7 protein-coding genes are annotated in these 12,225 nt (G+C 41.0%); 2 read left to right on the top strand and 5 right to left on the bottom strand.

All coding sequences use genetic code 11. From position 1 onward, the window contains the following. Window positions 1–11 precede the first annotated feature (11 nt). A complete protein-coding gene (locus tag K7J14_RS06935) occupies window positions 12–497 on the top strand; it encodes a TIR domain-containing protein (protein ID WP_230754684.1) in 486 nt (161 codons plus the stop codon). Window positions 498–876: 379 nt separating this feature from the next. Here K7J14_RS06935 and K7J14_RS06930 read toward each other — a convergent pair whose 3' ends face one another. The 5 genes from K7J14_RS06930 to K7J14_RS06910 form a co-directional block, all read right to left on the bottom strand. Beyond that, entirely contained in the window at window positions 877–6,540 is a 5,664-nt protein-coding gene (locus K7J14_RS06930; RefSeq protein WP_230754682.1) for an Ig-like domain-containing protein, read from the bottom strand. 163 nt (window positions 6,541–6,703) lie between these two features. Next, a complete protein-coding gene (locus tag K7J14_RS06925) occupies window positions 6,704–8,062 on the bottom strand; it encodes a TrbI/VirB10 family protein (protein ID WP_230754680.1) in 1,359 nt (452 codons plus the stop codon). A 3-nt stretch (window positions 8,063–8,065) separates the two neighbouring features. Then, a complete protein-coding gene (locus K7J14_RS06920; protein ID WP_230754678.1) occupies window positions 8,066–9,046 on the bottom strand; it encodes a TrbG/VirB9 family P-type conjugative transfer protein in 981 nt (326 codons plus the stop codon). Further along, on the bottom strand, window positions 9,046–9,744 hold the full coding sequence (locus tag K7J14_RS06915) for a type IV secretion system protein (protein ID WP_230754676.1): 699 nt from the start codon (window positions 9,742–9,744) through the stop codon (window positions 9,046–9,048). The genes K7J14_RS06920 and K7J14_RS06915 overlap by 1 nt, the downstream gene beginning before the upstream one ends. After that, entirely contained in the window at window positions 9,728–11,317 is a 1,590-nt protein-coding gene (locus K7J14_RS06910; protein WP_230754674.1) for a type IV secretion system protein, read from the bottom strand. Before K7J14_RS06910 ends, K7J14_RS06915 begins: the two co-directional genes overlap by 17 nt. Before the next feature lie 133 nt (window positions 11,318–11,450). Here K7J14_RS06910 and K7J14_RS06905 point away from each other — a divergent pair, with 133 nt between their 5' ends. Then, window positions 11,451–12,188 (top strand): hypothetical protein, encoded by a 738-nt coding sequence (locus K7J14_RS06905; protein WP_230754672.1) that lies wholly within the window; start codon window positions 11,451–11,453, stop codon window positions 12,186–12,188. Window positions 12,189–12,225 lie beyond the last annotated feature (37 nt).

Raw genomic sequence — 12,225 nt, 5'->3', positions numbered from 1 at the left:
GGAGCATTTATATGGCAACAAAAAGAAGAGTTTTTTACAGTTTTCATTACGACAACGATGTTTTTAGAGTTCAACAAATTAGGAACATGGGTGCTATTGATGGAGATGAACCTGTCTCGAAGAATGACTGGGAAACAGTAAAGAAAGGTGGGGATAAAGCAATTGAAAAATGGATTGATGAAAATATGGATGGAAAAAGTTGTGTAGTTGTTCTTATAGGTGAAGATACTTATAAAAGACCGTGGGTTAAACATGAAATTGTAAAAGCTTGGAATGAAAAAAGAGGGCTTGTTGGTATTTACATACATAATTTGAAAGACCCAAAAACAGGAACTTGCTATAAGGGAACAAACCCTTTTGAACAATTTACTTGTAATAGTGGTAAAAAATTATCTGATTATGTAGAATGTTATAATCCTAAAAGTACAGACGCTTATAATGATATAAAAGAAAATCTTGCAGACTGGATTGAAAAAGCAATTGAAGACAGAAAATAAGCTCTAACTCAGACCAATATTTTTTCACGATTAATAAAGTGTATATATGTGGTCTATCAATTGTAAGATTTATTGGATATCTGAATTTATAAGGATGTGAAACTATATAATAGGCCAATAATATCGTCGAACAACTGCTTCAACCTGACATTGCTATTGTCACACTTTTTGCTAGTCGTCGCTTTGCTCCTCGGCAAAAAGTGCGCCAATGTACGCAATGCAGGTTAAGCAAATGTTCAGCAGATAATAATACAAAAATCGAAATTAAGACATGAAATTACATATTTAACTCAGAATTATAATTCTGAACTAAGTAATTTGCGTATTACGGTTACAAAAAAGGCCGTCCTGTTGGGACGGCCTTATAAGGTAGTACTTACTATTTAGTACACTTTCTTGTCTCTACAACAATCGGAATCTGGAAGGCTTGATTTCCGCTTGGCCGTACAACCGTTCCATTAATATACCCGGCTGTTACTGTGCTGATAATCGACTTATCAAGTGATGGTACTTTTGCAGCTTCATTTATATCCCATGCAGACCAGGTTCCATGATGATCATACCAACTTCCCCAACTTTTATACGAATATCTTTGTTCATGTTCTGGCCAATAATAATCTGTATTGGCTTTATAGTCAGATTCAGACATTCGTAACGGAGTAGAACGCTCTTGCCTAACAAAAGTTGGAGACCATGTTGTAATTGGAGTCCAGCTTGAGTTACCGTTTCCGTTCGGAAGATTTGGTGAAATATAGGCATTATACCCAGTATGAGTCCCGCCATCATCTTTATAGCGAACAAAATACAAGTTATTTCCGAATGAAGCATACCAGTATTGGTTATCACCATTATACACTGCATGTTCCCATCTTACTGTTAGCCGGTCATTATCTTTTTTGAAATATGTATCATGAGTAACAAGCCGTTCATAAATAATGTAATCTACCGTATGCTTGACATTCCACAGTCCTGTTGACGGTTGACTTAGCACTATTGGAGTCGGAGATGAAGTTGCATTAACATATTGCACATTGCTAATTGAGTATGAAGCGTTCTCTTCTACAACGGACAAAGAGACTGATACATCTTCTCCATCACCTAAGACCAACATACCACCTTCAGCGTTATACCTTGAATACGATCCTTGCTTGGAGATTATCACTGGTTTTACTGTAAGGCGGCTATATCCGAAATTTAGGCTACAGGTCTGTGTTCCGAATTTGTAATTATTATACACATTTGTTGCTGAAACCGAGAAATTAGCGGTTCCTTCCTTTGTTGGACGTATGTAAATCTCCCGTTTAGTCTTATCAATGGTATATGTTGCAATATCATTATCAATGAGCAAATCAATGCGAGCATCAGCAGGGTTTACCTCATAACTAATTATGTACAATTGTGGGTTTGATGAATCATATTTTGGTTCAGTCTTAATAAGCGTCTTATTTATGCTCAGCTTATAATCCCAAGCACAAGTAATATTGATACTTGCGCTCATACTGTTCGCTGTTCCGGAAAGTTTTGTAACTCCTTCGGAAAGGCCTGTAACGGTCACTGTTTTTGAGCTCGTATCAACAGCGTACGTTACAAAATCATTTGAATTGGTCATCCAATTTATCGAAGCATCCTCAGGAATCAAGACATACTTGAAAGTCTTCTTTTGACCAGGTTGTAGACGCATTGACTGGGTATCAAAACTGAATTGCCTTGATGCAGCTATCAACACATCACATTTAGCTGTTTTTCCCTTGAACTCGGCCGTAACCGTGGTTTTTCCGGTAGATAAGGCATAAAGGGCGACTGTTTTCCCGCTTCCGAGAATTGACACGATCTCAGCACCACCGACCTTATCAGCGCTCCATGTAATAGCTTTATAGTCCTCGCTTGTACCAAGATCTATATTTGCAGATATTTCAACCGTTTTACCGGTCTCTGTTGCTATATAGTTCTTGTTTAGCGAGATTCCAGCATTTGATCCTTCTACCTGTACATGTATGGTATAGATAGTTGATGTCTTCGGGTGAGAAATCCGTATGGACGTTTCACCGGCTTTTAACGGCTTAACGATGATATTTGATCCAGAGGTGCCTATAAGACTTGCAATAGATGGATCAGTAATTTTCCATTGTAGATTATACTGGTCTGGAGTCGAGATTCCCTCTCCGACAATCGAAGCACTCACAGATCTCTGAGAATCAGTAATTTTCATCGCAAGGACATTGGTTTGAGACGTAATATAAGGAGCTGTCATCTCAGTAGCTTTCTTAACATAAATCATTAAGTCGCTTTTAGCTCCGGAAGGGCTTGTAGCAGTAACAATCGCTGTTCCAGTTGCAAGAGCAGTTACCTGAGCGACCTTATTAGTGCCAGTGATTGTTACAATCTTTGAGTTGTCAGTTGCATAGGTAACTCTACCGGAATACTCTCCTTCGATAGCCGGAACCTGCATTGCAACAAATTGAGTCGTACCTTCAGCAATCGTCATTGATGACTGAGAAAAAGCAAATTGAGAATATTCGGTGACCCTGACAATTATCTTCCCATCATACGGAGATTTTGGATGCGAGATAGTTATTTCAGCTTTTCCTTCTTGTCGGGGCGTTATGACCGCTGTATTTGCAGAATAGGTAAGGTCTATAACATTATAGTTATCCGCGCTCCATACAAAGCCATATTTATCTTCAGCTGTACCGCCAACTAAGGTAGCTGTGACAGTTTGTGCTGAATCAGCAGGTTTCATTGATACAATTGGAAGCGAAGGGTTTATATAGAGGTTTGAAGATGGGGCCGCTTCATCAACAATTACCACCAAGGGGAATGGATATGTCGATTTTGGATGAGTGACAGTAAGACGGCACTCTCCAGCGGAAATACCTTTCACGACTGCGCTTTGACCATTCGAGGTAAGCTGAATAAGATCTCCACGATCAACCGTCCACACAAAATGTTGGTTATCCGATTCACTTCCACCAGCGAGTGTCACTGAAAGCGTTTTAGAAGATCCTCCCTTGGTAACGGAAAGAATGTTTTGGCTTGATGTGATGTAAGGACTTGAGGCTGCGTCTTGGAGTGTATTTGATATAATTACAGTAATATCAAGCGGATAAACACAGGAGGCGTGCTTCACTGTAACACGAGCGACACCCGCACTGATTCCTGATAATACCGCAGTTCCACCATTATCAACGATTTGCAGGATAGAGGGGTTGTCAGAAGTCCAAGCATAATCCGCAGCACTTGTTTCAGATGTACCTGATAAACGAACACTTACGGTTTGTTGAGTACCGGTTACCATCCGAACAACGTTTTGTGTTGTAGTAAGATAGGAAAGTCCATCAATATCTGCTTGAGTGTTCCCAACCAAAATAAGGACATTTTTATCATAGGTGGAATTAGCATGACGAACGATAAGACGTGCTTGGCCGGGAACTTTTGGAACAATGTAGCATTTGTTTCCAAGAGGGCTTATCGCTGCAATAGAGGGATCATCGATTTCCCATGAGAATAACGTTGTATCAGCCCCATTTTCAAGTTTAGCAGTGATCTGCTCCCCCTGAGACCCAGAAATAAGACCAACAACATCCTTACTTGTACTAATAAAGGGATCTTTTGGATTTACGATAATATATTCATCACCAATACGTACTGTGATTTTAAGTACATTGTCAGCCTTTGGATGTGATATCGAGATGACCGCTGTACCCTTGCTTTTTGATGTAATAGTTGCAGTATTTCCGTTCGGAATGACTTCTACAATGGAAGGAGAATCAGAGATCCAAGATATTCCAGAATAGTCTGAAAGAGGAAGATTTACTGGCGTTACAGAAACGACCTTATCCGTATTGATCGATGGAAACTGCACAACATTCTGAGCTGTGGTAAAGAATATTGAAGGTGGCAGTACCGATAAATCAGTCCCAACTGGGTATACGGTAACAGTGAATCGTACTGACTGTAATCCAGCTAGTGAAGCGGTTATAATCGCTGTTCCACTTGAAACACCAGTTATCGTAGATACTGTATTTTTATCACTGGGTGTAACAGTTGCAACAGAAGAATTACTGGAACTCCATTGAATGGCAGTAAGTTCTTCCGGCGAAAGATTCCGTGTCATTAAATACAGTTGATCTGATTTTCCAGCGATTAGATTGTAGTATGTTTTCTCTGAGTAGAGAACCTGCATAGCCTCCAGTTCTTCAGCAGTTTCTGCAACATAACAGAGAATCTTTTTCGGATTATCAGCCCGAGGATTAGTTATAGTTATAAAGGTTTGTCCATTTCCGACGGCTGTTACCAGCTGTTCTTTCCCTGCACCTGCAACAGTTACAATATTTGAATCTGCACTTGACCAGTCAAGAGACGATTCATCATTTATTGTCACATTACCTTGAAGGGTCACTGCAAGTTTCTGAGACGTTCCACGAACAAGTCCCAGGAGTGACTGACCCTTGATGACAAGGGGTTCTTCAAAGGAGGCGTATGAAGGGAAAACCTTTACCAATACCTCTGTAGGGGTCAAAGCCTTTGGATGCGTGATATAGATAACAGCAGAACCTTCTTTTTTAGGTTCAATAAAGGCAGTTCCATTTGCTCGCTGCGTAATGATAGAGGCGGTACGTCCCCAAACTCCAGTTGTTCCATTTGTTGTACGAAGAGAAATGATATCAGGATTATCAACTGACCAAACAAAATTTTTCTCATCTCCGGCTTCACCACCAACAAGAGAAACAAGGAGTTCGCTTTCCTCGAGTCCTAGTTTTGTCCGGATATAATTCTGACTCGTCGTAATAAACGCACCAGAATGCACTGCGCCATCTGCTTGATTCTCCACAAAAATCATGATTTCTCGCGGATATTTCGCGGCCGGATGAGATACCGTGAGCTTTGCTATTCCATTCTTTTTGCCATTCAAGACAACTTCATTATGATAAGAAGCAAAATCACAAATAGACGAATCATCAATCGTCCATTGAAATTGAGAAGGATCGAGTTCATTAACACGAGTAGAGCCCTTTAACGAAACCGACAAGTTTGCAGGAGTTGAACCATTTACGGTAACCTTACTCTCAATAACATCGATATACACATTCTCAATAATGGTAACAACACGGACTTTTATATCAAGAGGATAAAGGGCTCGAGGGTGGCTCACCCTGACTGTTGCCCGTCCATCAGCTCGTGGGGATATTTCTGCATTAGCACCATTTGCAGTTAGCGAGATAGTGCCAGGAGCACTTTCTTCCGAATCAAGCACTTCCCAGGTAAAACTATTTTGATCTGCTCCATCCCCATTGACAAGGGAGACAGAGACTTTTCGGTCTGCTCCATTGTGAGCAAGCGAGATAATATTCTGGCTTGTTGTAAGGTATATCGCTTTTTCATTCTCCGGCTTGACGAATACAAGTAGTTCTAGTGGATAGGTGCTTGACGGATGAGAGACAGTAATTCGCGCGACCCCATTTGTTTTCGCACTGATAATTCCATTCTGTCCGGAAGCCTCTACTGTAGCAATACTGGACTTATCAATACTCCAAGAAAATTGTGACATCTCAGCGGATGAACCCTTTGATAAAGATACCAGTATTTTCTTTGTGGTTCCTGCTTCCATTTCAACCACTGGCATGGTTGTGGATATATAGGGAGCGTTCTCGGTAATCGGATCAATACCAGACACACCAATGACGCAGGCGGCCGCCTGACCATTTGCTTTTGCGATGAGCACCGTATTTCCATTTCGAAGACCTGAAACGGTTGCACCCGAAGAGTCTCCATCAACTTTGATGACTGATTCATCATATGTGTACTCTATTCGCGCATTACTCTTTGCTTCAGTCGGATTTATGGAAAGAGTTAAGTACTCAATTCCACCAATACCCAGAGAGAGTGTAGTTTTTGAAAAAGCTAACGATTTGACAGTAACGCTCTCGTCTTTATCATTCGATAAAAACAAACTACACGAAGCAGTCAGAAAAGAAATGAGTACCATCAGAAAAGAAATGAGTACCACAAAAGCTAGAAAAGCGTTAGGTTTTGAGTGTCGCATACGGTGAACTCCTTTTGTTCAAACATGTATGTATAAAGAGTGAAGACTCTTTATATTCTGTGTTTCTAAAGAGAAATCAAAAAAAGGTGAGGATAATAGAAGGAAATATGTGATTGTCGTTACTAGAATACAGAAGACCGCCTGTATCAGCGGCCTTTACGCATCATCTTTTATATACAGATGTAACAGGTGGAGATGAAACAGGTGGAAGGCGAATATTTTTATTAAGCATAATATTGATCTTTGTTCCGCTTTTCACCGTAAGTGTCGGTTGAATATTCATTGTTCGATCAATAATTTTGGCTCCCAGTTGGTTAATGACATTCTGGTTTGCAGCTATGAGATTCTGTGCTGTCTCATTTTGAGTAGTAGCCATAGTTGCAGCAAACTCACCATTAACCAATGTAAATGCTGAAATAATCCCCATCGCTTTCACGTACTGGAAAAGATGCTCATCAACCTTGCCTTTGGTTCCTGAATATCCTTTATCATCTACGCCATTCATATTCCCAAGTGAAACCTGAAATCCATCCGGCCGGATTAACGTGTTCCAGGCTATCTGAACACGGCTTTGTGCAAAAGAAACAGAAGAATTATACGATGCAATCAGTATGCTTCCTTGAGGGATGAGAAGTTTCTTGCCTGTCAGTGAATCATAGATGTTTTCAGTTACTCGTGCCTGAATATCACCCGGAAGGTCAGTGTTTATACCGGTAATAAGAACACCAGGAATTATTGATCCATTCCACAGAGTATCATTTCCGATAAAATACCCCGTTGCCTCATCCTCTCGGCCAGAACTATAAAACGATTGCTTGTCGTCTTGCATATTCTGTTCACGGTATCCCATCGATTCTCCACTTCCTGTGCCGCCAGAGGAGCCAATTCCCCCAAGAGCCGCGATCCGATGTGCCGTATATTCGTCCTGACCCATGGGAACAGAACCAAAAGCAGAGATGGTTTGCATTAACGGGTCTTGTCCTTGAGAATTTCCCCTATACGCTCCTTGAGTTTCTTGGCCGAGAAGTCTTCCTTGAACCACTGGTATAATTGCAGATCCATAGGCATTCAACGCACTTTCATCTACTTGAGCCGGTCTTCCACCACCTGTCGGTTGTGACTTTTTCGTTTGCTGAGTGGGAGGTATATACACCGGACTCTCTTCCTGAATGGCCGGAGGAGACGAATTGCGTATTTCCGTACGTTCCTCGTAGGGCTTAGGTTGCACAGAAAAGTCAGGGACATTCAATTCAGAAGCGACGCCGTCTTCCATCTTCTTCTTTTTTTTGCTCTCAGAAGGGGAGATAATCGAAACAACAACGATGAGGGAAGCAAGCCCACCGGCCAACAACAAAATGAGTTTTTTGTTAATCCTCGGAACAACTGTTTTCGGCTCAACTGAAGCACCATCTTTTTCTGAAGAAACATCTTCGGTACCTTTTTCTTCTTCCAGCGCTGCTTCTCGTGCAATTTCATCTTCATCCGAAAGAACAAGGCCGGTTTCCTCGTCATATTGACTCATTACTTACCCCTTTTTCTTCTCGATTGTAATTCGCTCTTTTTTGTACTTGACTGTCACACGCTCGATAAGCTTATCAATGACAATCAAATTCCCCTGTGGGCGATAATTTACCACGTCGGCCTTATTTTCAAAGATCCCTGGTAATTCCATCTGTAAGACTTCTTCACCGAAGGTTATATAGGTCTTCTTTCCATCATCATAGACTCTTGTTGGAATCCATCGAGGTTTCTTGAAAACATTGAAAGTAATCTTGTAGTCGAATGATAGAAAGCGTGGATCTATTGTATCCATTTCTGTTGCTACTTGAATTTCTTTGGTTATGTCTTTAGCAAAGATCTGTGGCATCCCTTGATTGTGATATTTCCATTTCACAATAGGCATATACACGTTTGAATAACTTCTTAAAACCACATGGTATACTCTCATATTTGTATTTATGATGAGTGTGGCATCAAGTCCGGCCTGTTTCGGTTTAACATAGATATGTTGAACGACAACATTGTTCTGCTGATTAACACCTGCACCAATAATCCATCGCTCGGTATCTGAAACAAATGGACTATCGATGACTATCTCACCGGGCTGTAGGTGTATATCTGTTGTGCGTAGTATCTGACAATATACTTCATACACCTGATCTGGATCATAATCATAGATTCTCGCTGCGTGTGAGTACTCAGTTGGTTTGATAGTTCCCTCTTCAGTAGATTGTTTGACTGAATCAAGACCGGTAGTCCGTTTTACCGCTGGCTCAGGAGTCGGAATATACACAGGGCGATCAACATAGACTATTTGATTTTGAACATCGATGGAGGCTTTCAGTTCTTCAACTGCAACTTCTTCTTCGCTCTTTTCTTCCATTTCAACAAGTTTGTCTTTGACAACTTCGTTTCTCGGCTCCATGTCCATTGTTTTACAGGAAACTCCCAGAATAATACTGATAGCGAGTAAAAAAATGGCGCGGATCTCATGTCTTTTGTACATTACTGTGCTCCTTGTATGCGAGTGATTTCAGTGAGATTGTATTCTTCGATGTAAATACCTAGTGGATTGAGTTTTTCTGCTTTCTTGGGCGGCGTCTTCCGGGTTGTCGTAACCAATGCGCGGAAACGTTTAGTTCCCGCTCCCCGTCCGGTTACAGTTTCAATAAAATCAACTTGATAGGTACTACCTGATACCCGTATTGTCGATTCTATTGTTACTACTCGCTTCTTGAATCCAATATCTGCGAAGGGATTATCCTCACGGATTGCAGGGGTCATTCGATCTGCACAGGAAGGAGTAATGATGTTATAGAGGGAGCTGATATTTGAAGTGAGAACTTCTCCATCGGTGGGAAGCGTACGTAAGTTTTGGAGGAATGTTTCCACCTGGTAGATATATGCGCTTTCAGGGATGTTCATCGTTTGATAGGAATAGCTGGATACATCCCCTACATATTTTGCTTCGCCCCATGGTAGAACAGTAATTACAACCGGGATCTTCTTCGGTAGTGTCATTGCCCATGACAGTGACACTGCAAGAACAATGATCACAGCGAGTTCCACTATCGCTATAATAAGCCACTCTTTTTTGCCTTTACTCTCCCGAGCCACTAAATCGCAGTATAGTTTTTCATTTCGCTTCATAGGGTTATCAATATCAAATTCTGTGTAGATTACTTTCTTATGATGACTTGCCATTATTTCCTCCAGATGGTGGTGTAGGTGGTGTAGGTGGTGTAGTACGTTGTGGGGATTGTTGTCCTAACGGAGTTCCACCGTCATACTTTTTGGTATCTTGCTGAACAGGTTTTTGCATTCCGCCTATTTGTGCTTTCCATGCAGAAGATTCAGCATTTTTAGTTTCTTGCTTATGTTGTGCATATCGTTCCGCTCCTTTTGCTTTATTCTCCTGAGCAAATTCACCGCTTGTTTTCCGATTCCCATCTTCTTTTGGTTTGTTCCGAGCCTCAAGAGATGAGAATCGATTTCCGCCGCCACTATTACTTCCGCCTCCTCCTTTACCATTCGTAAGACTTTTTGCAAGTCCATGAACACCGGACTTCACAGACTCTTTGGCAGAATCACCCATCGAGCGCGCACCTGCTGCAATTGAGCCAAGCTTTCCTTTCCCATCAGCGGCGGCAGCCTTTCCAGCACCAACAGCCTGATCAACCGCTGCTTTCCCTTGTACAGCGGTTTTGACTCCAGCAGAAGCTGCACCCTTAACGGCAGCTCCACCGGCTGCGGCGGCTCCTGCCATAGAGGCAGCAGTCCGAAGACCTTCAGCCATTGATAATTGAGGCGTACCGGTCAACAGAGCTGTCGCAAGGGCGGGGCCGTTTTGGCAAAGAAGCCAATGAAGGAAGATGGTGAATAGCGTATAGATCGTCTGGTCGATGAAGTTATCAAAGGGTCGAACCATGAGCGCAAGAAACCCATTTATTGCGAGCATGAACGTAAGGGTTACAAAGAGAAGTTTTAACGCCTGACCGACTATTGCTCCCACCAGTTTCTCTGTAAGGAACTTTGTTCCATCCCAGAGCATGAAGGGAAGCATAATACATCCAACACTTGTGATAAGTGTAAATTCAATTGCACCAATGAAATATTGAATGGAACAGAATATTCCACCAAGAAGAACCGCAAGTGAAGCAAGTGCAAGTAATGTAAAACCTCCGATATCAGGACCTTTTGGTGGAACCACACTTACACTTAAGCAAACAAGTGCTTTGCTCCAGATATTTTCAAAGGTAAGCATCAGTAGGCGCATAACCGCGTTTGGTCTTATGAACATACCCGGACGTTTATCAGAGCCTTTATCAAAGATATCAAGCACATACTTTTTTGCGACATTACCTTTCCCAGTTTCTTCTTCCAATACTTTAATGATGTCTGAATATGCATCAGGGTCGTTTGCTTTCTTTTCCCAGAACTCAGTTGCCTCGCCATCAGAAGTAGTTTTCTGGATCATCGCGGCAACCTTCCCGTAGCTTGAACCATAACTCCAGGCATAGATAATTCTGTTTATACCTTGAATCATTAAGGGATAAGCATTAATGAAAATTAAGAAGAAAATCACAGATGTGAATGTCTTGATTAACTGCTCTGATAATCCTTCACCTTTAGCAATATACTTAATCGCGATAAACCCAAGATTAAGTGTTAGGATAATTTTTGCAATAAACATCGCTTGTCCCATGAAATACCCTTGAAGACTGGAAAAGTCCTCTAACAAGGTAAAGAATGGGGCATCAAGCCATTTTGGTTCCATTTGTCCTCCTGTGCCTTTTGTGCTTTTGCATCCGATAACTCCTGTTCTATAGTTATATTTAATTAAGGGAATCCTTAACTTACCTTGTTTTTCAGTGTCTAGAAGTGTTATACTTTTTAGTAAGGAGATGTAGATGAAAAAAATATTTATGCTTCTGATATTTATTCTTACTGGATATATGAGTTTTACAGAAAATTACTCAACACCTCTTTTTATTAGTACAGAACTAGTTGCAACTGTTAATGATGAAATTGTTCGCTTCTTTTCCTTTGAAAAGGATTCTTGGAAGTCTGATCCCTCTGCTAATTTGACTTTACCGGTTGGTTGTTCCGATGTTTCTTTGACAAGTGTTCTAGGAAATATTGTTGTCGCAACCGTTGATGGAAACATTGTTCGTTTCTTTTCCTTTGAAAAGGATTCTTGGAAGTCTGATCCCTCTGCTAATTTGACTTTACCGGTTGGTTGTTCCGATGTTTCTTTGACAAGTGTTCTAGGAAATATTGTTGTCGCAACCGTTGATGGAAACATTGTTCGTTTCTTTTCCTTTGAAAAAGATTCTTGGAAGTCTGATCCCTCTGTTAATTTGACTTTACCGGTTGGTTGTTCCGATGTTTCTTTGACAAGTGTTCTAGGAAATATTGTTGTCGCAACTGTTAATGAAAATACTGTTCGTTTCTATTCCTTTGAAAAAGGTTCCTGGAAGTCTGATCCCTCTGCTAATTTGACTTTACCGGTTGGTTGTACCGGTATTTCTTTGACAAATGTTCTGGGAAATATTATCGTTGCAACTGTCAATAAAAATTCTATTCAGTTATATTCATTTGAAAAAGGTTTCTGGAAGACTGATCCTTCTACAATTTATCATTTTTGATTCTATCCAGCCGTCTAAACTGACGGCTCAATCCTCT

It is taken from the genome of Teretinema zuelzerae (assembly GCF_021021555.1).
GTDB classification, from domain to species: Bacteria; Spirochaetota; Spirochaetia; order Treponematales; family Treponemataceae; genus Teretinema; species Teretinema zuelzerae.
This window is presented reverse-complemented; position numbering and strand designations above follow the sequence as displayed.

Excerpts from the sequence above, each read along its gene's own strand:
- K7J14_RS06905 (WP_230754672.1), top strand. The coding sequence starts at position 11,451 with ATGAAAAAAATATTTATGCTTCTGATATTTATTCTTACTGGATATATG.
- K7J14_RS06920 (WP_230754678.1), bottom strand. The coding sequence starts at position 9,046 with ATGTACAAAAGACATGAGATCCGCGCCATTTTTTTACTCGCTATCAGT.
- K7J14_RS06915 (WP_230754676.1), bottom strand. The coding sequence starts at position 9,744 with ATGGCAAGTCATCATAAGAAAGTAATCTACACAGAATTTGATATTGAT.
- K7J14_RS06910 (WP_230754674.1), bottom strand. The coding sequence starts at position 11,317 with ATGGAACCAAAATGGCTTGATGCCCCATTCTTTACCTTGTTAGAGGAC.
- K7J14_RS06935 (WP_230754684.1), top strand. The coding sequence starts at position 12 with ATGGCAACAAAAAGAAGAGTTTTTTACAGTTTTCATTACGACAACGAT.
- K7J14_RS06930 (WP_230754682.1), bottom strand. The coding sequence starts at position 6,540 with ATGCGACACTCAAAACCTAACGCTTTTCTAGCTTTTGTGGTACTCATT.
- K7J14_RS06925 (WP_230754680.1), bottom strand. The coding sequence starts at position 8,062 with ATGAGTCAATATGACGAGGAAACCGGCCTTGTTCTTTCGGATGAAGAT.